We start from the raw sequence: 25,303 nt of genomic DNA on the forward strand, positions 1-25,303 counted from the left end.
AATTTTTTTATATATTTGGCGCATGAATTTGAAATGGTACATTAGTACTTTAACAGTAATTGTTGCTCTGTTTTTTGGTGTTGCTAGTCAACAACAAAATGCTATACCTAATCAGGAAATTGTATTGCAGTTTTCTGGTGATGTTGTTGTGCATGATAAAGCAGAACATGCCATTTCTATTGTTAAGCAGCAATTACAAAATATTGGTGCCAAAAACATTCAGGTTAGTGAAGATAAAGACGGTATTTTAAAAATTACGTATTATTCTAACTCAGATGTAGATCAAATTAAAAAAATATTATCTGATGATGATATCTTAGAATTTGACGATTCGCCTCAGGAACACGATCACTTTCCTTTCTCAGAACAAACTATAACTTGTAATATTGATGTTTTCGAAATCCATAGCGGTTCCGATTTTGCTTTTACTCATGCAGGAAAAATCGCATTAGAATTAAAAGCAAGTAGTCATCATTTTAATAACACCAATACACATCCGGTTTTTGGATATACTACAGATTTAGTAGAAGTGTCTTCAATTAAAGTTGCTTACAAGTTTTACAAAAATATTGCGCTAGCAATAGATAATAATTCTAAGAAAATACCCGAAGTAAGGGCAGGACCTTTAGTTTAAGAAGGTCTTAAAAGTATTCTTATTTTAAAATAGTTACATTTTATTCTACGTCCTTCATATACATATCATTGTGATGATTGTTTTATATTCATTACTAATAGGTAGCTAGATAAATATATCTATTGCTATTCTTCAATAAAAACTATACATAAAATTTATATGTTGAGTGATTAGTATATTGCTCGCATTTTAAAAAATTGATTAATAAATAATTAAATAATGCAGAATAAAGGATTAGTAAAGTTGTTTGCAGTCTTGTTCGGTCTGGTAAGTATTTACCAATTATCGTTCACGTTTAAGGCAAACAGCATCGAAGACGATGCAAAAGCATATTCAAAAGGAGACTCGGTAAAAGAAGCTCAATATTTGGATTCATTATCAACAGAAAAAGTATTTAACTTAGGTGTTACAGATTATACGTATGGCGAGGTAAAAGACAAGGCTATGAATCTTGGTCTTGACCTTAAAGGAGGTATAAATGTTATTCTTCAAGTGTCTGTAAAAGATATCTTAAAAGGTTTAGCTAATCATACTAGCGAACCAGCTTTTAACAAAGCGTTAGATGATGCTTCAGAACTTCAGAAAAATAGTCAGAATACATATTTAGAAGATTTCTATATTGCTTTTGACAAAATTAAAGGAGATACAAAGTTAGCTTCTCCAGATATTTTTGCAAACAGATCGTTAAGTGATGAAATTACTTTTGATATGACAGACGATCAAGTGAAGCCAATTATCAGTAAGAAAATTGACGAATCTATTACTTCTGCATTCGAAGTATTGCGTAAGCGTATCGATGAATTTGGGGTAACATCTCCAAATATTCAACGTTTAGGAGAATCTGGACGTATTTTAGTTGAATTACCTGGTGTTAAAGATGTAGAGCGTGCTAAAAAATTATTACAAAGTACTGCGCAATTAGAGTTTTGGGATGTTTATAAAGGTGAAACATTAGTGCCTTTTATTATTCAAGCAAACAATGTACTTAAAGAAGAGCTTGCTGCTAAAACAGAAACGACTGAAGATGTTGTAGCTGAAGAAGCTTCAGAAAGTGATTCTCAAATTGATGATTTATTGGGTGAAGCTGTAACAGATTCAACTAAAGTAGCCGAAAACCCATTATTAGATTTAATTAAGGGGCAAGGTTATCAAGGAGGTCCAATCGTGGCTCAATTTGATATTAAAGACAAACAAACTGTTTTAGATTATTTAAACAGATCAGATATTAGAGCATTACTTTCAGTAGAGCAACGTTATGTTAAGTTTGCTTTTGGTATGCCAGAAAAAGATAGTGATGTTGTTGGTTTATATGCATTAATTGGAAATAGAGAAAATGTACCACCTATGAGTGGAGCAGTAGTTACAAATGCAACTCAGCAATACGACCAATTAGGTAAGCCTGCTGTGTCTATGCAAATGAATGCAAAAGGCGCTAAGGTTTGGGAAGAAATGACTGGAAAAGCTTACTCTCAACAAAGTCAAATTGCTATCGTTTTAGATAATGTTGTGTACTCTGCACCTGGTGTAACAACTGGGCCAATTGCTGGAGGGAATTCAGAAATTTCAGGACAATTTACATTAAATGAAGCTGTCGATTTAGCAAACGTTTTACGTGCTGGTAAATTACCTGCTTCTGCAGATATTATTCAAAGTGAGGTTGTAGGACCATCTTTAGGTCAGGAAGCTATTGATAGTGGAGAGATTTCTTTCGTAATTGCATTGGTATTAGTTTTATTATGGATGTTGTTCTATTACGGAAAAGCTGGTGGTTTTGCAGATATTGCAATGGCATTAAACATTTTATTAATATTCGGTGTATTATCTGGATTAGGAGCTGTATTAACATTGCCAGGTATTGCAGGTATTGTATTAACTATAGGTATGTCGGTAGATGCGAACGTATTAATTTATGAGCGTATTCGAGAAGAGATATCGAATGGTAAAGGACAAAGAGAAGCGATTCAAGACGGATTTAGTAATGCTTTATCTTCTATTTTAGATGCAAACATTACTACAGGCTTAACAGCTTTAATCTTATTTATATTTGGTACAGGTCCAATTAAAGGATTTGCAACTACATTACTAATAGGTATTGTAACATCTTTATTTACTGCAATTTTTATTACTAGATTATTAATAGACTGGTATGTAGGTCGTGGTGGAAACTTAGATTTCTCTACAGGAATTACTAAAAACTTATTTAGAAACATTAATATAGAGTTTCTTAAAAAACGTAAAATTGCTTACATCATTTCAGGAACTTTAATAGTAGTTAGTTTAGGATCTTTATTTACTAACGGTTTAGACCAAGGTGTAGATTTTGTTGGAGGTAGAAATTATCAAGTACGTTTTAGTGAAGCAGTTAGTCCTTCAGAATTAATGCCAGCTTTGGAAGGCGCTTTTGGTAGTGCAGATGCTAAAACTTTTGGTAGTGCAGAACAAGTGAAAATTTCAACTAAATATAAAGTAAACGAAACAAGTGCTGAGGTTGATGAAGAAATTAGAAAAGAATTATACACAGCTTTACAATCTCATTTAACAGGTGTGTCTTACGAAGACTTTATTAGCGATAACCAACACAAAACAGTTGGTTTAATGAAATCTTACAAAGTGAGTCCAACAATTGCTGATGACATTAAGAAAGAATCTTTTTGGGCAGTATTAGGGTCTTTAATAGTCGTGTTCTTGTATATCTTATTCCGTTTCAAAAAATGGCAATATTCATTAGGAGCAGTAACTGCGGTATTCCATGATGTTATTATTGTGTTAGGAGTGTTCTCTTTAACTTACAAATTTATGCCATTTAACATGGAAATAGATCAATCATTTATCGCAGCCATCTTAACCGTAATTGGTTACTCTCTGAATGATACTGTGGTTGTATTTGATAGAATTCGTGAGTATTTCCATATACATGAAGGGTGGAGTTTAAGTAAAGTGGTAAACGTATCTCTAAGTAGTACACTTAGTAGAACGTTAAACACATCTTTAACAACATTAGTTGTATTATTAGCAATCTTTGCTTTTGGTGGAGATTCAATTCGTGGATTTATGTTTGCATTAATAGTTGGGGTTGTAGTAGGTACTTACTCTTCATTATTTATCGCAACACCTATTATGTACGATACTTTAGATGCTTCTGAAAAGAAGAGAAAATTAAAAGAAAGTGAAGTTGCTGCATAAGTAAGCGCTTCTTAATATATTATAAAAGCCTTCTAAGCGTAAGTTTAGAAGGCTTTATGTTTTTTGTAATAAAACGATATCACATCCAATTTATTAAATTATTATAACTCGTATTTAAGTGAGGTATTTAAAATATAAACCAGGCTTTAGTCAGTTTAAGTCTGAATGAACTAAAAATGTGTTGATAGTCTGATGTTTATAAAATATTATGTACCATAAAAAAAAGACCTGTAATTTCATTATTGATAATTTATAGCCCCTTTGTTCTGTTTTATGATAATAATATGTATTTATTAGACTTTTTGCAGTTTTTTAAATTCATAATTAAGTATTAATACTTATTTTTGAGTTAAGTAATCGAATAATAACTACGTATATGAAAAAAGTGATAGTTGTAGGAAACGGCATGGTAGGGTATAAATTTTGCGAAAAATTTGTAACTAAAGAAGGAAGTGAAAAATTTCAAGTGACTGTTTTCGGAGAAGAACCAAGACCTGCATACGATCGTGTTCATTTAAGTGAGTTTTTCGAAAATCAAGATGCTAAAGCTTTAGAAATGGCGCCAAGATCTTGGTATGAAGAACATAATATCAATTTAATTACTGATGTTCGCATAACAGATATTCATAGAAGTAAAAAAACAATTACTAGTGCTAACGAAAAAGAGTATGCATACGATTATTTGGTCTTAGCAACGGGGTCTTCTCCTTTTGTACCTCCTATTAAAGGTGTGGAAAAGGAAGGTGTTTTTGTATATAGAACTATTGAAGATTTAGAAGGCATGCTTGCTTATGCTGCTAAACTAAAAGTGAAGAACCCAAATGCAAAAGCAGCTGTGCTTGGTGGTGGTTTATTAGGATTAGAGGCAGGAAAAGCAGTAATGGATATGGGCTTAGAACCACATATTGTAGAGTTTGCTCCTAAATTAATGCCAAGACAATTAGATTCTAGAAGTAGTCAAGTATTGCAGTTAAAGTTAGAATCTATCGGATTAAATATTCATCTAAGTAAAGCAACCAATCAAATCTTAGGAGACGATGGTTACATTACAGGAATGGAGTTTGGCGAAGACGATAAGTTAGATGTAGAAATGTTAATTATTTCTGCAGGGATTCGTCCTCGAGATGAACTAGGAAAGACTTGTGATTTAGACATGGGCGTTCGTGGAGGAATTGTAGTGAATAACAAAATGCAAACATCAGATCCATATATTTTTGCTATTGGTGAAGTTGCTTTATATAATCAGATGATTTATGGGTTAGTCGCTCCTGGTTACGATATGGCAGAAGTTGCAGCTAGTCAAATTATAGGTAATATAGAGGTTTTAATGCCTGCAGAAATAGACATGTCTACAAAATTAAAATTAATTGGTGTAGATGTGGCTAGTTTTGGTGAGCCTTTTATGCCGGCTTCAAAAGGACATTCTATTATTTTTGAAAATAAGACACAACATTTATATAAACGAATTAATGTGAGTCTAGATGGTAAATCTCTATTAGGAGGTATACTTGTAGGCGATGCATCAGATTATAATATGTTACATCAAGTGTTCTTAAACGGAATGCCTATTCCGGAAGATCCGGCGCAACTCATTTTACCTGCTACAGAAGGCGGTGCTTTTGGTAGTGCGTTAGACCTGCCAGACGAAGCTCAAATATGTTCATGTGAAAATGTAACTAAGGTACAGATTTGTGGTGCAATAAAAGATGGTTCTTGCGAAGATTTAGCGGGTGTAATTTCAGCTACGAAAGCAAGTACAAGTTGCGGAGGTTGTAAGCCTATGGTTACAGATTTAGTTACCGAAACGTTGAAGTCTCTAGGTAAGACCGTGAAAAATGTGATTTGTGAGCATTTTGAATATAGCCGTCAAGAACTTTATGGTATTGTAAAAGCTAAAAAATTAACATCTTTTAATGAGGTGTTGGATGCATGCGGAACCGGACACGGTTGTGAGACATGTAAACCTCTAGTATCTTCAATATTTGCTAGTTTGTATAATGATACGCCTAATAAGGAAGATGTTACTCAAGATACTAACGATAAGTTTTTGGCAAACATACAACGTAACGGAACCTATTCTGTCGTGCCAAGAATTGCAGGAGGAGAAGTTACTCCGGAAAATTTAATTGTATTAGGAAGAATAGGAAAGAAATATAATTTATATACAAAAATTACAGGTGGTGCACGTATAGATTTCTTCGGTGCAGAGTTAAATGATTTGCCAGCCATTTGGAAAGAATTAATAGATGCTGGTTTTGAAAGCGGACATGCTTATGGAAAGTCTCTGCGTACTGTTAAAAGCTGTGTCGGCTCTACGTGGTGTCGTTACGGATTAGCAGAAAGTATTTCTTTCTCCATAGAATTAGAGAATAGATATAAAGGATTGCGTTCTCCTCATAAAATTAAAGGTGGTGTATCTGGTTGTATTCGTGAGTGTGCAGAAGCTAGAGGAAAAGATTTTGGAATTATTGCTGTAGAAGGTGGATGGAATTTATATGTAGGTGGTAATGGTGGTGCAACTCCAAGACACGCTCAGTTATTAGCTGAAAAAATAGACAATGAAACCGTTATCAAATATTTAGATCGTTACTTAGTGTATTATATTCAAACTGCGGCGCCGTTAATGCGTACTGCTGCTTGGTTAGATAAATTAGAAGGCGGTATTGAACAGCTTAAAAAAGTAGTGATTGAAGACAGTTTAAATATTGTTGAAGACTTAGAAAAAGAAATGCAATTTTTAGTTGATGCTTACGAATGTGAGTGGAAACAAGCGATTGAAAATGATGAGATGAAAAAACGTTTTAGTCATTTTGTGAATTCAGACGATCGTGATGATAATTTAGTCTTTGTGCCTTTAAGAGATCAGAAAATGCCAAAACTTTGGGAAAAAGAGGTTAAAGAAGTAACCCTATAAGTATATAAGTTATTGTTTTAAAATAGACATTTATGGAAGAAGTACTATCAAAATATAAAACGGTAAAAGCCGATGAAGTTCAGGTGTGGTTTAAAGCAGCTTCAGTTCTAGCATTTCCAACTGATGGTGGAGCATGTGTAAAATATAAAGACTTACAAATTGCTGTTTTTAACTTTTCACGACTAAATGCTTGGTATGCGTGCCAGAATTTATCGCCAGAAAAACAAGAAATGGTTTTGTCTAGAGGTATGTTGGGCGATCAGAAAGGAACACCTAAAATAGCGTGTCCGTTACATAAAAAAACATTTTCGTTAGTGACAGGAGAAAACCTTAATGGCAATCTAGATCCTATTGCAATTTATCCTGTAAAAATAGAAGACAACTTTGTGTATATCGGATTTTCTGAATAGATTTGATAGATATCAAAAACTATAATATTGTGAGTACAAAATTTGAACAGGCCATAGCATTAATCGATGAAAAAAATGCTCAAGACTTAAATCGTGAAATTGAAAACGGAAAATCAATGCCTAAAGAATTGTTGTATTCTCAACGCATGACAGATTGCTTGTTAAACCATATGCCAACAGCCTCTGAAGCCTTGCAAATAGCCGTTCGTGCACAACATATTTGTCGGTGGGAGATTGCTAGAAAGGATTATCCTATGACTAAAGCTGGTTATATGAACTGGCGTAACGATCTTAAAAAGATGCATGCTAATTTAACTGCTGAAATTTTAGAATCTGTAGGTTATGATACCGATTTTATTGATCGTGTTAAATTTATTATTAGTAAAAAAGCATTTAAAAAAGATCCAGATTCACAGACTTTAGAAGATGTAGTATGTTTGGTGTTCCTTCAATATTATTTTGAGGATTTTAGAAAGAAACACGAAGCAGATAAAATAATAGATATTGTCCAAAAAACGTGGAATAAAATGTCTGATGCCGCACATGAAAAAGCGATGACTTTACCTTTTTCATCAGAGAGTCTAAGTGTTATTAAACAAGCTTTGTCTTAAATATAATCCATCTTTAAATGAACGACTTAAGTAGTACGTTAGATAATAGTACATTTAATAGGCTACGTCGTTTATATATTATTGCTTTAAGTGCTATTGCATGTTCTGTGTTTATTAGTCAGATTATTGTACGCAATTTTTTGCAAGATCAGCAGGACGATTCTACTGTAATAAACGTTGCTGGTCGGCAACGTATGCTTAGTCAGAAGCTGAGTAAAGAAGTACTTTTAATAGCAAATACAACTAATGTGTCCCAACGATTGGTTTTAAAAGATACTTTAAAGAATACCATAAATAGGTGGAAAACTTCACATATTGCTTTGCAACAAGGCAGCGATAGTCTAAAACTTTCCGGAAAAAATAGCGAAAAAATTATTGAGATGTTTACGCATCTTCAAGTACCTTTTTCTGCGATGTTCCAAGCTTCTCAGAATATTATTTCAAGCATAGAACAACATCCTGAAATAGATGTATCTCTTTTAGAGCCTTTTGAAGAACAAGTTACCTCTAACGAGTATCTGTTTTTAACAATTATGGATACTATTGTTAATCAATACGATGTCGAGGCAAATAAGAAAGTAAATCTGTTAAGTCATTGGGAGTTGTTTCTAATGATTTTTACCTTAACGTTACTGTTTTTAGAGTTTTTGTTTATTTTTAAACCAACAGCAAAAATGGTTAAAGAAACTATAGCAAAGTTGTTGCGTTCAGAAGAAAAAGCTATTAAAGCCGCTTATGAAGCAGACATGTTACGAGAAGAAAATGAAAAATCTGTAAAAGAGCTTCGTGTGTTAAATCATGCAATGGATAAAACATTGTTATTTGCTAGATTAAAATCAGATGGATCGATTATTCATATTGGCGATAAATTTTCAAAATTATTTAAGGAACCTAAATTCAATATCAATTTAAATTTTTCAGAATTAATTTCAACTGAAAAAAATGATCAGCAATATATCGAACATGTTTTAAAAACGTATCATAAACTAGGTTGGCAAGGCGAAGTAAAAGCAGTAAAAAGTTCTGGAGAACAATTATGGTTGGAAATGTATTTAATTCCTATTCATTCTGAAGTAGAAAATTCTGAAATTTTAATTATAGCTTCAGATATAACAGAAAAAAGACAAGCACAACTAGATGTAGAATCGTTAACTAAACAGAGTTACGAGGAAAAAATGAATCAGCAGAAAATTATTTCTAGTAAAATTATTGAAAACCAAGAGCAGGAACAAAACCGAATAGCAAAAGATATTCATGATGGTATTGGCCAAATGTTAACGGGTTTAAAATATAACTTAGAAAGTGTAAATCTGAATGATTTAGAAAAGGCAACTTCAAAAATTGAAAACTTAAAAAGTTTAACTACAGATATTATTCAAGGGGTTCGTGCCGCAACATTTAATTTAACACCACCAGAATTAAGCGATTATGGTATTGTGCCCGCACTCTCAAAATTAACACAAGAGTTGGCTAAACTTACAGGTAAGACCATCGAACTTTATAACCGTAAAAACTTTAACCAACGTCTAGACTCTTTAGTTGAAATTAATATTTATCGCATTACTCAAGAAGCGATTAATAATGCTATTAAATATGCCGATTCTACATATATATTAGTCTCTATTTCTCATAGCGAACATATGTTAAGTATTAATATAGACGACGATGGCAAAGGCTTTAATGTTAATCGTCCAAAAGATATTAAAACAGGAGTTGGTGGTATGGGCATGACGTTTATGAAAGAGCGTATTAACTACATAAATGGCCGACTGTTTTTAAATTCTTCAGAAGAAACAGGAACACGAATTACACTAAATATCCCAATCTAATTAGGTGCTATTACTTAATTTTTGATTATTTTGCTACGTATTAATTAGAATATATAAGTATATGATAAATGTAGTGTTGGCAGACGATCATGTTTTGGTTCGCGACGGTATAAAATCTTTATTAGAAGATCAGGAAGGGATTCATGTAATAGATGAAGCTTCAGATGGTAAAGAAGCTTTAAAAGTTGTAGAATCTTCTAATCCAGATGTTCTTATTGTAGATATTCGTATGCCAGAAATGAATGGAATTGAAGTTGTTGCCGAGTTAAAAAAGAGAAATAAAACCATAAAAACCTTAGTGCTTTCTATGCACGATTCCGAAGAATATGTTTTAAATGCTATTAATGCAGGTGCCGATGGTTACTTGTTAAAAGGCTCTAGTAAAGAGGAATTTATGAAGGCTTTACATATGATAGCTTCTGGAGGAAAGTATTTTACAGGAGATATATCGTCTATTATTATTAATAATATGATTAATTCAGGAGGACAACATGTTGAAGCAAAAGAGAAACCTGAAGCGACTTTTAAATTAACTAAACGCGAAAAGCAAATCCTAGCTTTAGTGTTAGATGGTAAAAGCAATAAAGAAATTGCTGAAGATTTAGATGTGAGTAAACGTACAGCAGAAGTTCATAGATTTAATTTGATGAAAAAGCTAGATGTTAAAAATTTAATTGAACTTACTAAAATAGCTTCTAAGTATCAATTAGTTTGATTTTGTAATTTATATATTACTGTATTTTAGATTTTTAAATATTGTTTTTGAGGTATTGATAATTTTGTGTTGAATTTTTATTAAGTATGTAATAATTGAAAAAATACGTAATTTTATACGTAGTAATTAAGTATTAATACTTAATTTGCTCAGACCAACGTAAAAATTCAATTGTTATGAATTCAACAAAAGCCACAAAATTAGACCTTTTAAATGTAAAGAGTCTTCCAATCCGAACATTCTGGATTACATCAATAGCCTTTTTCTTATGTTTCTTCGCATGGTTTGGTATCGTACCATTTATGCCAGATGTCGTTAAAGATTTAGGGTTAACACCTTCGCAAAAATGGAACTCCATTATACTTGCGGTTTCAGGAACTGTATTTGCACGTTTACTAATTGGTAAATTGTGTGATAAATATGGACCACGTTTATGTTACTCTTGGTTACTTGTGTTAGGCGCCATTCCTGTTATTTTATTAGGATTTGTACAAACACCTCTTCAATTTTTAGTATGTCGATTTTTTATTGGCTTTATTGGAGCATCGTTTGTAATTACTCAATTTCATACGTCTATTATGTTTGCTCCAAATATTGTTGGAACAGCTAATGCAACTTCTGCAGGATGGGGAAATTTAGGAGGAGGAGCTAACCGATTAGGAATGCCTATAATAGCAGCAGCTGTTATTGCATTTGGTGCAGCAGAGTCTGAAGCTTGGCGTTATTCTATGATTGTTGCTGGAGTTGTCTGTTTCTTAATGGGACTTATATATTATAACTTTACGCAAGATACAATACAAGGAAATTATAAAGATTTAAAAGCTACTGGAGATATGCCAGTTGCTAAAAAAGATGATGTTGGCTTTTTAGAAGCTATTAAAGATTATAGAGTGTGGATTTTGTTCTTAGTATACGCAGCCTGTTTCGGAATAGAATTAACGGTTTATGGAACTATGGATGATTATCTTCAAAACACCTTTCAATTAGAGCGTGTCACTGCTGGTAATATTGTGTTATCGTTTGCTTTGATGAATATTTTTGCTAGAACGCTAGGCGGTTTCTTCGGAGATAAATTTGGAAAATTAAAAGGATTACGAGGTCGTGTTTTATTCCTTGCAGTAATATTAGCTGCCGAAGGGATCATGTTAGCTTTATTTTCTACAGCTACAGGAATAATTGCAGGAATAGTTTTATTAGTGTTGTTTAGTTTAACCGTACAAATGGCAGAAGGAGCCACGTTTTCTGTAGTCCCTTTTGTAAATCCAAAAGCAATAGGTTCTATATCAGGAATTGTTGGAGCAGGAGGAAATGTAGGTGCTTTTTTAGCCGCTATTTTATTAAAATCTAAATCGGCTGTAGCAGAAAAAGCTGCTATTGTAGCAACCGAAGGTCTGGGGGAAGATGTTGTTAAAGCAGCACAATCAGCAGCAGCATCGGAGGCTGTTTCTGGTGGTTTCTTATTAATCGGGTTTACCGTAATGTTTGTAGCCATAGGTGTTTTAGCTATTAAATTTTCAGCAGTTGCAGATGAGATTATTGAAAAAGAAATTGAAGACGATATAGAGGCTGAGATGGTAACACAATCCATTTAAAAAAAATACTTTAAAAATAAAGTTTCAGAATAAAACGTTTCATTACTTTTAGAAGAATAGACAAAATATAACTCCTTAATATGCCTCAACAAGAAATTAAAACAACGTGTTCATACTGTGGTGTAGGCTGTGGTATAATCATAAAGAAAGATGAACATAATAAAGTTTATGTAGAAGGCGATAAGGATCATCCGGTAAACAAAGGGATGTTGTGTTCTAAAGGAATGAATTTACATTATGTAGCAAACGATGTTTCCGATAGGTTATTATATCCGCAAATGAGATGGAGCAAATCTCATCCTTTAGAACGTGTAAGTTGGGATACAGCTTTAGATCGTGCTGCTAAGGTTTTTAAATCTATTATACAAAAATATGGTCCAGACAGTGTGGGGTTTTATGTGTCTGGACAGTGCTTAACCGAAGAATACTACATTGCAAACAAACTAACTAAAGGATTTTTAGGAACAAATAACATAGATACTAATTCAAGACTATGTATGAGTTCCGCTGTTGTCGGTTATAAAAAAACATTTGGTGAAGATTCTGTGCCTATTTCTTATGAAGATATAGAATTAGCCGATTGTTTTTTAATAACCGGTGCAAATCCGGCATGGTGTCACCCTATACTTTTTAGACGTATAGAACAACACAAAGAAAAGAATCCGAATGTAAAAATTCTAGTTGTAGATCCTAGAAAAACAGATTCTGCTAATTTCGCAGATATGCATCTTCAAATCTTACCTGGTACAGATGTAATTTTATATAATGCGATTGGTAGACGTCTTATTGAACGCCGTATGATTGATAAAGATTTTATTAAAGATCATACAGACAATTTTGAAAAATATAAAAAACAAGTGCTTTCTACATCTTTAAAAGAAGCGGCAAGTTTATGCGGTATAACGGTTGATGAAATTAAGAAAGCAGCTCAAATTATTGGAAATTCTAAAGCATTTATTAGTATGTGGGCTATGGGACTAAATCAAAGTGCCATTGGGACTCATAAAAATTATGCACTTATAAATTTATCTTTAATTACTGGTCAGGTCGGGAAACCTGGATCGGGGCCGTTTTCTTTAACAGGACAACCTAATGCCATGGGAGGTCGAGAAGTAGGAGGGATGGCTAATTTATTGGCGGTTCATAAAGATTTATTTAATGAAAAACATAGACAAGAAGTTGCCGATTTTTGGAACGTAGATAAGATTTCTGATAAAGCAGGATATACTGCAACAGAAATGTTTGATGCTTTAGAATCGGGTAAAATGAAAGCTGTTTGGGTAGTTTGTACAAATCCAATGGTAAGTATGCCAAACGCGCATCAAGTAGAAAGAGCATTGAAGCAAGCAAAATTTGTTGTGGTTCAGGATATTTCAAACCGTTCAGATACTTTAGAGCATGCAGATTTAGTTTTACCTGCTGCGGCTTGGTTAGAGAAAGAAGGAACAATGACAAATTCAGAACGTCGTATTTCATATTTACCTAAAGGTATTGATGCTCCAGGAGAAGCCAAACCTGATGTGGAAATTCTATGTGAGTTTGCACAGAAAATGGGATTTAATGGTTTTAATTACAATTCTACAGCCGAAATTTATCAGGAATATTGCGAGATGACAAAAGGCTCGAATATCGATGTTTCACAATTAAATTACGATAGATTAAAAACGGAAGGCACATTTCAATGGCCTGTTTCCGAAGCACAAAAAGGAGGTACACCAAGATTGTTTCAAGATAAAAAATTCTATACACCGTCGCAAAAAGCGATGTTTAATGTGCCGGATTTTATTGCTAATACATCCGATCTGCCAAACGAGACCTTTCCTTTAATTTTAACTACAGGTCGTGTGCGCGACCAGTGGCACACCATGACCAAGACAGGGAAAGTGTCGCGTTTAAAGACACATTATTCTACTCCTGTTTTAGAAATTAGTCAAGTAGATGCTTTTATTAATAAAATTAAAGATGGAGATGTTGTAGAGGTTACAAGTGCAAAAGGTGTTGTAAGAGTGCGTGCCAAAGTAACAGATACAGTTAAAAAAGGTGTGGTGTTCTTGCCTATGCATTGGGGAAAACAGTTAAAAAGTGATTTAAACCGTGCGAATAATTTAACGCATACAATTGTAGATCCAGTCTCTAAAGAACCGGATTTTAAATACACAAGAGTTTCTGTTTCAAAATATAAAAAAGAAAAAGAAAAAATAATCGTAGTCGGTGCTGGTGCAGCTGCTTTTAGGTTTATACAGAATTATAGAGAGCATAGTGAAACCGATCAAATTGTTGTGTTTTCTAAAGAAAGCAATCCATTTTACAATCGTGTTTTACTTCCCGAATATGTTACCGAAGAATTAACTTGGGAGCAACTCCTTAAAATTAAAGAAAAGGAACTGAAAAAACTTCAAATTGAGTTGTTTTCAGACACCTATATTGTAGAAATAGATCGGGATAATAAACTAGCAACCGATAATCATGGAAATTATCATGCTTACGATAAATTAATTATGGCTACAGGAAGTCGTTCTTTTGTGCCTAATGATGTGCAGTTAAATTTACCAGGTCGTTTTACATTGCGTTCAAAAGACGATGCAGATCGTTTTAAGTCATATTTAGATGGCACAAATTTAAAAGCAGAAGATCAGCATGTAACTATTGTTGGCGGTGGACTTTTAGGTTTAGAACTTGCAGCGGCATTAAAACATAGAAATGTAAATACAACAATTATTCAAAGAGCATCTAATTTAATGGAACGCCAATTAGATCCTATTTCCTGTAAATTATTAGCAAAGCATGTACAGGAATTGGGAATTCAGATTTACTTTTCTAATGAAGTAAGCACCGTTTTTGATGATGATAAAACCAAAAACGCCCTGAATATTACCTTAAAAAGTGGAAAAACATTTAAATCTAATGCAATAGTATATGCCATTGGTACGCGGCCAAATATCGAAATTGCAAAATCTAGTGGTGTCGCTTGTGGACGAGGGATAAAAGTGAATCATCATTTGCAATCTTCAGATTCAAGTATTTTTGCTATAGGTGAAATCGCCGAATTTAATAATAATATTTTAGGAATTACGTCTGCTGCAGAAGAACAAGCAGCAATTCTAGCAAATTATTTAGCAGGAGATATTAGCAGTATATATAAAGGATCGGTATCCATGAATATTCTAAAATTTAGCGATTTAGATTTATGTAGCTTAGGGAATATATCGGTGCCAGAACATGATAATAGTTACGAGGAAATTATTTTTATGGACATGTCTAAACGTTATTATAAAAAATGTATAGTAAAAGACGATTTGTTAGTGGGGGCAGTTTTAATGGGCGATAAGAATGAATTTGCAGAATTTAAAACTCTTATTGAAAGTAAAGTAGAATTGTCTGATAAACGAGATAAATTGTTGCGAGGCGCATCTAATGATAAACCTATAGTTGGTAAATTAGTGTGTTCTTGTAGTCAAGTTGGCGAAGGAAATATAACAGAAGCAATAAATAATGGCTGTACAAATTTCACAGAGTTGTGTAATCAAACAGGTGCAGGATTAGGTTGTGGTAGTTGTAAAACAGAAGTGCGGGAGATATTAAATAACCATAAAGTTTTAGCATGATGAAAGCGTTATCTAGATTAGTTGTAAAGGGAGGTGTATTATCGCCAGGAGAGTTAAAATCGATTTGTTTAACCGCAGAAGGTTTGGGGTTAGATACCATTTCTTTCGGATCTCGACAAGATATATTGCTTTCAGAAAAAGTAGATGCTAAAGCCTTAGAAACTATAGATAATCTTCAAGTAGTACCTGCTCATGGCGAAGGTTCTGTAAATATTGTGTCGTCTTATGTAAGTGCTGGGATTTTTTCAAGCACGTCTTGGTTAACAGGTGAGAAATATTTGTACGTCTTAGAACAATTTAGAGAAAATCCACAATTAAAAATAAATATTACAGATCCTAAGCAGCGCTTGGTGCCATTGTTTACTGGGCATTTAAACTTTATTGCATCAGATCATGAAGACTATTGGTATTTGTATGTGCGTTTGCCAGAATGGGAAACAACAGAAGTATATCCTGCATTAATTTATAGTTGGGATATGGCTAAAATTCAGACTACAATTGAAGGACTTTTACAAGAAGAACCAGAAAGTGTAGAGATGATTTTCGATTTAGTAAACGATGCCATCGATACAAATAACAGAACTATAGATAAGCCTTTACAAATTCCATTTTATCCGTTTCCGTATTATGAAGGGATGAATAGAATTGGAAACGATAAGTATTGGTTGGGATTATATTGGCGGAATAATAATTACGATTTAGCTTTTTTAAAGGCGATGTGCGATTTGTGTTCCGATTGTAAAATTGGAAAGATTTCTATCACACCATGGAAATCGTTTATTGTAAAGGATATACCAAATGAAACCAAACTAATTTGGGAAAAATTCCTAGGTAAATTCGGAATTAATGTAAGACACTCGATGTTAGAGTTAAATTGGCACTTGCCAGTTGCTAACGAAGATGCTTTAAAATTGAAGAAGTACTTGGTGAGTAATTTTGACCAAAACGATATTAGTACCTACGGCTTAACATTTGCAATTACAGAATATACTAAAAAAGCATATTATTTTACCTCTATAGTTATCGAAAAGAATGAACAGCCAAAAGGCTTGTCTGATTTTAAAATTAGAGAAACTTATAATTTATTGTATGCTAAGAATTTCGATCCCAATTCTAGAGAATATATCACACATGTACAAGATATAGATCAGGTAGAATTACCTGGATTGCTTATGGAGTTAAGTCAGTTGTATTTTGAACAATTAGGAACCGAACGTGACGAAGAAAAATTGGCTAAAGCAGATAATGAGAGTGAAGATGTTGAGGTGTATCAATGTAAAGATTGTCTGACTATTTATAATGAGGCTTACGGCGATGAAACACAACACATTGTTCCGAATACACCGTTTTCAGAATTACCAGAAACTTATGTGTGCTCACTTTGCGAAGCTCCAAAATCTAATTTCATAAAGAAAATACACAAACGCCATATTAGTCAAGATTAGCCACCAATGGTAATCATACTACGATTGTTGGTGTGATATTCTGGATTGTTTAGTGTTTCGAAATCTGTCATCCCTGCGCGTACAGCAAACTTTTTATGAATTAAATTAGAGATAAGCGGTTCTATATTTTTACCTTGTCTATATGCGGTTAATAAGTTGGTCTCTTGATTAGAAAATAAACAATTTTTTATATTTCCGTTAGCCGTTAATCGAATGCGGTTACAACTGTCGCAAAACGGATTACTTACAGAACTGATAATTCCAAATGCACCTTTGTAGCCTTTTATTTTATAATTTCTAGAGGTGAAATTCGTTTCATTCTCAAGTGAAATTACATCATCTTTATCGAAATAAGAATACGTTTGTTCTAAAATCTCAGCTTGAGTAACAAGCTTCTCCTTATTCCAATTATTACCATCAAAAGGCATGAATTCTATAAAGCGAACAGCTATTGGGAGGTGTTTTGTGAATTTAATAAAATCAATAATTTCATCTTCATTAAACCCTTTTATTAAAACCACATTCATTTTCACATTGAAACCTTGTTCTAATAACATAATAATATTGTCGTACGCGGCTTTAAACTGATTTCTTCGGGTGATAAATGTGAATTTATCTGCTTGTAAACTGTCTAAACTTACATTGATGTCTTGTAATCCAAATGTTTTAAAATCATCAATAAACCGGTCTGCTATAACCGCATTTGTAGTGATAGATAGTTTTGTGTTTAAGGTTGAAAGTTGCTCTAGTATTTTAGAAAAATCTTTTCTTACTAAGGGTTCGCCTCCTGTTAACCTAATTTTAGTTACGCCATGTTTTACAAAAATAGATGCAATTTTAAAAATTTCATCTGCAGACATAATATGAGCTTTAGGTGTTAACGGTACGCCATTTTCGGGCATACAATACGTACAGCGTAAATTGCACTTTTCTGTTAAAGAAATACGTAAATACGAATGCTTACGTCCAAAATCGTCGGTTAATATGTTGGTTTCGCTTATCATTTTAATGTTGCTGGCCTCTTAATATTTTAAACACATGAAGTACGTGAGGGAACACAGCATCCATAGATTCTTTTGCACCATTTGTAGAGCCTGGCAAAGCCAAAACAAGGCAGTTTCCAATTGTTCCTGCTACACTGCGCGATAGCATAGCGTAAGGCATGCGGTCTTGACCATAACTTCTAATGGCTTCTTCAATACCTGGAATACGGCGTTCTAAAATAGGTTCTAAAGCTTCGGGTGTAACATCGCGATATGATAAACCTGTTCCGCCTGTAAAAATGATGAGGTTATTGGTTTCAGAGAGTTCAATAGCTTTACCTCTAATCAATTCAATCTCATCTGGAATGATATCGTAATTCTGAATAGTGACGGCGTTAGTTTCTAGTTTCTCGATAATTGCTTTTCCAGCAAAATCTTCTTTTTTACCATCAGAAATGGAGTCTGAACATACGATAACACTCGCCTTTAAAGTCGAGATTTGTGTGTTCTTAAAGCTGCTTTTTCCGCCTTTTTTCTCAACTAATTTAATGGTTCCTATTTCAATATGTTTGTCTATGGGTTTCAACATGTCGTACATGGTTAATGCTACAACGGAAGCGCCATGCATAGCTTCTACTTCAACACCTGTTTTGTAGATTGTCTTTACGTTGAAAATAATATGAATCTCTAAACCTTCAATGTTATATGCTATTGAAGTGAATTCGATAGGCAAGGGGTGGCAATCCGGAATAACGGTATGCGTATTTTTTACAGCAAAAAGGCCAGCAGTTTTAGCCATTTCGAAAACATTCCCTTTTGGAACTAAATTATTCTGAATAGCTTCAATCGTTTCAGGCTTGCTTACTTTTACAATAGCTGTAGCTGTTGCGGTGCGTAATGTTTTTATTTTGTGGGTAATGTCTACCATCTTATTTTATATTAGTTTTCCATTGGTGGGTGTTGTCTTCAAAGATTTCTTTTCCAAAAATGGGTACTTTATTTTTTATAATATTTACTAAATATTCTGTCGCGGCATATACTTCTTTACTGTGTTTAGCCGATACAAATACAAAAAAACAAATCTCTCCAGCTTTAATTTTTCCTAAACTGTGATAAATATGCATGCACGTTAAATTGAAGGTTTTAAATGCTTTTTCGCGAATTTCTGCAATTTGTTCTAATGCCATATCTTCGTAAGCTGTAAAATCTATTGCAGCTACAGTTTTGCCTTCAACCTCGTCTGCACGCACTTGACCTAAGAAAATATTGTGTCCGCCAATAGTATGTTTACTTTGGTGCTTTGCTATAGAATCTGAAATAAAGCTAGGCGAAATGGCACCTTCAATAAATACAGTTTTCTTTTTCATGAGTTTTACTTTTATAAATAATTAAGTATTAAAATAGTTAATCAAACGTCATGCTGAATGTGTTTTGGCACCTCATTATGCGTCATTTAATTTTATCCGCCTGAAAAAGGAGGTAATAAGGCAATTTCATCTTGTAACTGAAGCGTAATGTCCTCAGAATCCTGAATTAATTTATGGTTTAATGCCACATGAAAAGATGCCGAGTTAAGCTGATATTTCACTTTTAAATCTTGAACCAATTCTGAAAGTGTTAATGGTTTAAAATCCATTTGCTCTTCACTACATTGGGTGTGCTCTGCAAGCATGCCAAAATATTTTATTGTAATCATGTTTTATTCTTTTTTAGAGACTAATCCTTCTGTGATTTTGTTCATTTCATCCACTTTATTCTGAAAATCGCCTTTTAACGTTTTTCTATACAGGTTTAAATTGGATACCAATTCGGTGATATTTTCAGGAATAATTTCCTCAAAAAGCTGACGTAATCGTTTGGCTGTTGTTGGCGATTTACCGTTAGTTGAAATGGCTATTTTTACATGACCTTTAGTGACAACTCCTCCTAAATAGAAGTCGCATTGGTTTGGTGTGTCTGCAATATTTACAAGTAAGTGTTTTGCTTTTGCTTCTTTATTAATTTGAAGATTAACATCTAAATTGTCTGTACAACCAATTACAAAATGCCGTTTTTCTAAATCTGAAATATCATAGGCTTTCTGAATTAAATTAACCTGAGGATGCTGATCTGCCAAGGTTTTTAATTCGTCTAAAAAATCTATAGATATTACGTCTACATTTGCATTCGGACTCGATTTTAATAAGAAACTTAATTTCTCTAAGCCAACATTTCCGCCACCAACAATAAGGACGTCTAGTTGATTTACTTTTAAAAATATAGGGTATAATTCGTTACGTTCCATGTTATTGAGTTATAGGTTCTATGTCTAAATTCTGATATATAAAATCGTCTTCCATAAACTGATCATTAAAATAGGTTAGTAAACTTTTATGTCCGTTTACCACTTCTCCAATAATAATGATTGCGGGAGACGAGAGTTGTTTGTCTTTAACTAAATCGACTATGTTTTCAATGGTGCCAATAGCTTGTTTAGCGTCTTCTTTTGTCCCATTCTGTATAATTGCCACGGGCATATCTGCACGATTATTGTCTTTGTAGATAGTTGTAATTTCAGATAGTTTAGACATGCCCATTAAAATAATAACGGTAGCTGTAGATTGTGCAGCTAACTTTACATCGCTAGACAATGTGCGGCTAGACGTTGTACCTGTAATGACCCAAAAACTTTCAGAGACTCTGCGTTGTGTTACAGGTATTCCAACCGAAGCAGGAACAGCTATTGCAGAAGTAATTCCAGGAATAATTGCTGTTTTAATGCTAAAACGTTCTAAGTAATCGGTTTCTTCTTTTCCGCGACCAAATACAAAGGGGTCACCACCTTTTAGTCTAACTACTTTGCCGTATTTCTGTGCGTAAGTCACTAATAAATTATTAATCTCATCTTGCGTATAGCTATGGTTTCCTTTGCGTTTTCCAATGTATAGTTTTACTGCATCAGGGGCGTGTTCTAAAATGGCCTCATTCACCAAGGCATCATATAACACCGCTTTGGCTTTTTTTAATGCTTTTACGGCTTTTAAAGTCAGTAAATATGGATCTCCAGGACCAGCGCCAACAAGGGTTACTTTAGGTTTTATATTTGTGTTTTTCATGGTTTGCGCTGTATTAGGTTTTGTAATTCGTTAGGCGTATTTATATTGTTAAGGGCTTCAAAATCTCGAGAAGCCACTTGTATGCGGTGATAGGTGGATGCTTGTATTAAACGCATTAATTTTAAATGATTTTGTTGAATAGCTTCTTCAAATCTCTGAAGATTATTCGCGTTATACATGCCAATTAAGGGGTAGTCTCTTGTACTGTCTGATACAAAAGCAATGTTAGAATTAATCACTTTTGAATTGATTAAATACCGTTTTATAATGTGAGTCGATATCATTGGGATATCGCAACTTAAAATTAAGTTTTGTTGGGTATTCGTATGTGTTAATGCCGTATGAATGCCTCCAACAGGACCTTTGTTCTTATAGATGTCTGCCAATAGCGGATAATTATAAACACTATAATCTGTGTTTTCTGTAATGAGATATATCTGATTAGAAATAGGTTTAACCGCATCTATAATCCATTCAATAAAGGGCTTATTGTTAAACACCACCAAGCCTTTCTCTGTTTGCATACGAGAACTTTTTCCGCCACAAAGAATATAAACTGATATGTGTTTTTGAGTATGCATTAAAACATAAATAATTTAATAGATGCCAGTATTAATACAAACGATAGCAGGTAGGTTAATTTTACATTAGAGAATTTCTGACTGCCTAAAATAGCGCCTAGAGTTCCTCCTATTAAAGCAAACGGTATCAAGTAAAAAGACTCGGTAGGGAAACTGTCGTTTTTTAAAAGAAACCCTACAAGGCCTGCCACAGAATTTACAAAAATGAATAGGGCAGATACCGCTGCAGATTCTTTAGTGGTTCCCCAAGCTAAAAGTAAAATTATCGGACTTAAAATAATACCACCGCCAATGCCAATCATGCCAGAAAATAATCCAATACCACAACCAATAATTAAAGCTAAAGGCAGATTTACAGCCTTTTGTGTGGTGTGTTCTTTTCCGAAAACACCTAAAATACGTAATACGGCTATAATTAAAAATACGCCTAAAATTTGCTTGTATAAAGTGGTGTTTATGGTGAGATAACCACCAATAAAAGCAGCAGGAATAGATGTGATTGCAAACGGATAAAAAAGGTTCCATTTAAAATGTCTATTCTTCTTGAAATACCAAAACGAAATCCCACTCACAAAAATATTTAATAGTAATGCTGTTGGTTTTATAATTACAATGGGAAATGAAAATAAAGCCATTAACGCTAAATAGCCGCTCGCGCCACCATGCCCAACCGATGCGTATAAAAATGAAATACATACCAGAATCGCAGCAAATACTATAAATACGTTAGTGCTAAGAAATTCCATTTATAATGGGTTTAAATTCGTTATTTAAAAAGGTTTCACATTTATCATTTAATACTTCAAATTCTTCAATGAGTTGTTTTCCGTAGTCGGTTAAGGTTGAGCTTCCTCCAGATTTTCCTCCAATAGATTTTACTAACAAGGGTTGGTCTGCTAACTGTTCCATGTCGTTTAATAAGTTCCATGCTTTTTTGTACGACATCTTTAATGCTTTTGCTGCCGCAGTTATAGAGTGTTCACTTTCCACTTTCTTAAGTAGTTCAATTTTTCCATAACCTATAAATGGCTTGCCATCTTTTTCAATCCAAATCCTACTTTTAATTTCCATAGCCATCTAAACGTATACAGGTTACTTTATCTTCTTTATTTATATATTCAACATCTTCAGGTATAGTCACCAAAACATTACTCGTTGCAAAGGTATTTAACATAGACGATTGCTGGCTCGGCAAAATACTGACGTTGCCCTCCTTATAATAGGCTTTGAGGAACAGTGTTTTTCCCGTGGTGTTTTTAAATTCAGAATCTATTTTGGCTAGAATTCTTGGTAAGTGATACGCGTTATAGCCCGCATATTTTTTTAATATTGGTAATACGTACACATAAAAACACGTTAAAGCAGATGCCGGATTTCCTGGTAAAGCAAATACAAATTGCTGATCTTTCTTTCCAAACCAAAGTGGTTTCCCAGGTTTCTGGTTTATCTTATAAAACAATTCGTCTACATGGTTTATGTTTAAAGCTTCTTTTACAAAATCGTAATCTCCAACCGAAATTCCTCCAGAAATTAACAGTATATCTCCATAATCTAATGCCTTATGTATGGCTTTTTTTGTTGCTTTTAAAGTGTCTTTGGCTGTAAATGTTTTTACTTTTTGTACTCCAAATCGGTGTAATGCCATGTGTAGCATTACCGAATTACTTTCGTAAATAGCACCTTCCTTTAACGGTTTGCCTTGCTTTTGTAATTCGTTACCTGTTACTAAAATCGACACTTTTGGGGTGTTGTATACCGCTACTTTTTTAATGCCTAAACCGGCTAAAAAGCCAATAGCGGCTTCGTTTAATACAAGTCCTTTTTTTAATACGCAATCTCCTTTATGTACTTGTTCTCCAATAGGTCTAACGTTCGCGCCCTGTCTTGGCATTTTTGTTATGGTAATGGTGTTATCTTGTCTTGTAACGTGTTCTTGCATTATAACCGTGTCTGCATCATCTGGGACTTTTGCTCCGGTAAAAATACGTACGGCTTCTAAAGGGGGTAACGTAATGTGTTTTGCATCTCCTGCTTTAGATTCTTCAGTTACTTTGTAATCTGTTTTATCACTCCAAATAATAGCATAACCATCCATTGCCGATTGTCTGAATGATGGCATATTAATAGGTGCCGAAATGTCTTCTGCCAAAATAGATCCTAAGCTTTTAGATATTTTTACCTTTTTTATATGATGGGATATCATGGTAGAATCTATAATGTGTAAGGCTTGCTGAACTGAAATCATATATTAAAGCGTTATGTCCTGCCGAATATAACGAATAAAAGCATTCAAATTACATAAACTAAGTATTTTTACGTAGTTTTTAAGTATTGCTCTTTATTTTAATAATACGCTAAAGAATTACAGTGATTTATATTAAAACATGTTTTCGAATTACAATGAGATTCGAATGAGTTAAGCGTTCAAAACATTACATTGTAATTTTAATCTTTTAAATTATTTGATTTATGAAATCGTATCCGTTATCAGTAATTATATTGCTTTGTGTCGCTATTTTACTGGTAGATGCCATTACGTTTTACTGGTTGCAATCTGTGTTACAATGGATAGAAGCAGATGTTTATAAGCATCTTATTAATGGGTTATTTGTGTTCTTTTCATTTGGTCTAGTTACCGCCATTATTGTTTTAAAAATCCGCTTAGACCATATCGATGTAAAACGTAAACAGTTACTTATTTCGTCGCTATATGGCTTGACCGTATCGTCTTTTGTACCTAAAATTATGTTTGTAGTGTTTATTACCATCTTAAGTGTTACAAATCGTATGTTTACTAGTATCTTGCCATTGTGGTTAATTCCTGTTTTAGGCGTTATCGCTGGGGTTTTACCTTTCGGAGCTATTGTTTATGCGGTGTTTAAGGCCGTGTATCATTTTAAAATTTATCATATTGCGGTACAGCATGAGGATTTACCTAAATCCTTCGAAGGCTTGCGTGTGGTACATATATCCGATTTGCATTTAGGAAGCTTAAATTATCGTTATAAGGTGTTAGATCGGGTTATAAACATTATTAATAAATTAAAACCCGATGTATTGTGCTTTACTGGCGATTTAGTGAATAATTACGCATGGGAACTTAACGGATGGGAAACCTGTTTTTTAAAACTGTCTCCGGACATTAAGAAATATGCCATTTTAGGAAATCATGATTATGGCGATTATAGTTTGTGGAAAAATGAAGCCGATAAGCAAGACAATTTAGAGCAACTGAAACAGTTTTATACCACCATTCATTTTAAATTATTACTGAATGCGTCTGATATTATTTCTAAAAACAACGAACACCTTCATATTATTGGTGTCGAAAATTGGGGGCTGCCACCCTTTAAACAATACGGAGATTTAAAACAGAGTCTGTCTGGTTTAAAACCTACCGACTTTAAAATATTAATGTCGCACGATCCAACACATTGGAGCGAAGAGGTTGTAAAACATACCAATATTGCTTTAACACTTGCGGGACATACACATGGTATGCAAGCCGGACTTCGAGTTAAAAATAAAGCATGGAGCCCTATACAATATAAGTATAAACATTGGGCAGGATTGTATAAAGAAGCACAACAATATTTATATGTAAATAGGGGATTAGGCTGGTTAGGGTTTCCTGGAAGATTGGGCATGCGTCCCGAGATAACGGTACTGACATTAAAATCTTAAGAAAATAAAAATAGAATTAATC

At 33.6% G+C, this 25,303-nt stretch carries 21 protein-coding genes; 11 read left to right on the forward strand and 10 right to left on the reverse strand.

The genetic code is table 11. The features are described from left to right. The first annotated feature begins 22 nt into the window (after positions 1–22). From Q1B05_RS05820 to Q1B05_RS05865, 10 genes are all read left to right on the forward strand, one after another. Positions 23–634: a hypothetical protein gene (locus Q1B05_RS05820; RefSeq protein WP_299778560.1), complete on the forward strand. Its 612-nt coding sequence runs from the start codon at positions 23–25 to the stop codon at positions 632–634. A gap of 219 nt (positions 635–853) precedes the next feature. Continuing rightward, positions 854–3,817 carry a protein translocase subunit SecDF gene (secDF, locus tag Q1B05_RS05825; RefSeq protein ID WP_299778562.1) on the forward strand — a complete coding sequence of 988 codons (2,964 nt, stop codon included), beginning with the start codon at positions 854–856 and terminating at the stop codon, positions 3,815–3,817. Positions 3,818–4,193: 376 nt separating this feature from the next. Further along, positions 4,194–6,731 (forward strand): nitrite reductase large subunit NirB, encoded by a 2,538-nt coding sequence (gene nirB, locus Q1B05_RS05830; RefSeq protein WP_299778564.1) that lies wholly within the window; start codon positions 4,194–4,196, stop codon positions 6,729–6,731. A gap of 32 nt (positions 6,732–6,763) precedes the next feature. After that, entirely contained in the window at positions 6,764–7,141 is a 378-nt protein-coding gene (gene nirD / locus Q1B05_RS05835) for a nitrite reductase small subunit NirD (RefSeq protein WP_299778566.1), read from the forward strand. A gap of 29 nt (positions 7,142–7,170) precedes the next feature. Further along, positions 7,171–7,752, forward strand: coding sequence for a DUF4202 domain-containing protein (locus Q1B05_RS05840; RefSeq protein ID WP_299778568.1), 582 nt, complete (start codon positions 7,171–7,173; stop codon positions 7,750–7,752). A gap of 17 nt (positions 7,753–7,769) precedes the next feature. Further along, on the forward strand, positions 7,770–9,581 hold the full coding sequence (locus Q1B05_RS05845) for a type IV pili methyl-accepting chemotaxis transducer N-terminal domain-containing protein (protein ID WP_299778570.1): 1,812 nt from the start codon (positions 7,770–7,772) through the stop codon (positions 9,579–9,581). Positions 9,582–9,642: 61 nt separating this feature from the next. Continuing rightward, the gene (locus tag Q1B05_RS05850; RefSeq protein ID WP_299778572.1) at positions 9,643–10,296 is read left to right on the forward strand and encodes a response regulator transcription factor; all 654 of its coding nucleotides are present in this window, start codon (positions 9,643–9,645) and stop codon (positions 10,294–10,296) included. A 176-nt stretch (positions 10,297–10,472) separates the two neighbouring features. After that, the gene (locus Q1B05_RS05855) at positions 10,473–11,888 is read left to right on the forward strand and encodes an MFS transporter (RefSeq protein WP_299778574.1); all 1,416 of its coding nucleotides are present in this window, start codon (positions 10,473–10,475) and stop codon (positions 11,886–11,888) included. An 80-nt stretch (positions 11,889–11,968) separates the two neighbouring features. Next, positions 11,969–15,493 (forward strand): nitrate reductase, encoded by a 3,525-nt coding sequence (locus Q1B05_RS05860; protein ID WP_299778576.1) that lies wholly within the window; start codon positions 11,969–11,971, stop codon positions 15,491–15,493. Then, entirely contained in the window at positions 15,490–16,938 is a 1,449-nt protein-coding gene (locus Q1B05_RS05865; protein WP_299778578.1) for a rubredoxin, read from the forward strand. The genes Q1B05_RS05860 and Q1B05_RS05865 overlap by 4 nt, the downstream gene beginning before the upstream one ends. Here Q1B05_RS05865 and moaA read toward each other — a convergent pair. The 10 genes from moaA to glp all read right to left on the reverse strand — a co-directional run bounded on the left by moaA (position 16,935) and on the right by glp (position 23,842). Beyond that, entirely contained in the window at positions 16,935–17,942 is a 1,008-nt protein-coding gene (gene moaA / locus Q1B05_RS05870; protein ID WP_299778580.1) for a GTP 3',8-cyclase MoaA, read from the reverse strand. The two genes, Q1B05_RS05865 and moaA, sit on opposite strands and share 4 nt — an antisense overlap. Position 17,943: 1 nt before the next feature. Continuing rightward, entirely contained in the window at positions 17,944–18,849 is a 906-nt protein-coding gene (moaCB, locus tag Q1B05_RS05875; RefSeq protein WP_299778582.1) for a bifunctional molybdenum cofactor biosynthesis protein MoaC/MoaB, read from the reverse strand. Position 18,850: 1 nt separating this feature from the next. Further along, on the reverse strand, positions 18,851–19,288 hold the full coding sequence (locus Q1B05_RS05880) for a molybdenum cofactor biosynthesis protein MoaE (RefSeq protein ID WP_299778584.1): 438 nt from the start codon (positions 19,286–19,288) through the stop codon (positions 18,851–18,853). A gap of 92 nt (positions 19,289–19,380) precedes the next feature. Next, positions 19,381–19,617: a MoaD/ThiS family protein gene (locus Q1B05_RS05885; RefSeq protein ID WP_299778586.1), complete on the reverse strand. Its 237-nt coding sequence runs from the start codon at positions 19,615–19,617 to the stop codon at positions 19,381–19,383. Between the two features lie 3 nt (positions 19,618–19,620). Beyond that, positions 19,621–20,205: a bifunctional precorrin-2 dehydrogenase/sirohydrochlorin ferrochelatase gene (locus Q1B05_RS05890; RefSeq protein WP_299778588.1), complete on the reverse strand. Its 585-nt coding sequence runs from the start codon at positions 20,203–20,205 to the stop codon at positions 19,621–19,623. Position 20,206: 1 nt separating this feature from the next. Beyond that, positions 20,207–21,016 carry a uroporphyrinogen-III C-methyltransferase gene (gene cobA / locus Q1B05_RS05895; RefSeq protein ID WP_299778590.1) on the reverse strand — a complete coding sequence of 270 codons (810 nt, stop codon included), beginning with the start codon at positions 21,014–21,016 and terminating at the stop codon, positions 20,207–20,209. Then, positions 21,013–21,597, reverse strand: coding sequence for a molybdenum cofactor guanylyltransferase (locus Q1B05_RS05900; RefSeq protein WP_299778592.1), 585 nt, complete (start codon positions 21,595–21,597; stop codon positions 21,013–21,015). The genes cobA and Q1B05_RS05900 overlap by 4 nt, the downstream gene beginning before the upstream one ends. Beyond that, positions 21,597–22,343: a sulfite exporter TauE/SafE family protein gene (locus Q1B05_RS05905; protein ID WP_299778594.1), complete on the reverse strand. Its 747-nt coding sequence runs from the start codon at positions 22,341–22,343 to the stop codon at positions 21,597–21,599. Before Q1B05_RS05905 ends, Q1B05_RS05900 begins: the two co-directional genes overlap by 1 nt. Further along, a complete protein-coding gene (locus Q1B05_RS05910) occupies positions 22,330–22,668 on the reverse strand; it encodes a LysR family transcriptional regulator (protein ID WP_299778596.1) in 339 nt (112 codons plus the stop codon). The genes Q1B05_RS05905 and Q1B05_RS05910 overlap by 14 nt, the downstream gene beginning before the upstream one ends. Then, the gene (gene glp / locus Q1B05_RS05915; RefSeq protein WP_299778598.1) at positions 22,658–23,842 is read right to left on the reverse strand and encodes a gephyrin-like molybdotransferase Glp; all 1,185 of its coding nucleotides are present in this window, start codon (positions 23,840–23,842) and stop codon (positions 22,658–22,660) included. The genes Q1B05_RS05910 and glp overlap by 11 nt, the downstream gene beginning before the upstream one ends. Positions 23,843–24,066: 224 nt before the next feature. On the opposite strand from glp, the gene Q1B05_RS05920 reads away from it, so the two are divergent. Beyond that, positions 24,067–25,281: a metallophosphoesterase gene (locus Q1B05_RS05920; protein WP_299778600.1), complete on the forward strand. Its 1,215-nt coding sequence runs from the start codon at positions 24,067–24,069 to the stop codon at positions 25,279–25,281. Positions 25,282–25,303 lie beyond the last annotated feature (22 nt).

It is taken from the genome of uncultured Formosa sp. (assembly GCF_947500765.1).
Taxonomy (GTDB): Bacteria; Bacteroidota; Bacteroidia; order Flavobacteriales; family Flavobacteriaceae; genus Formosa.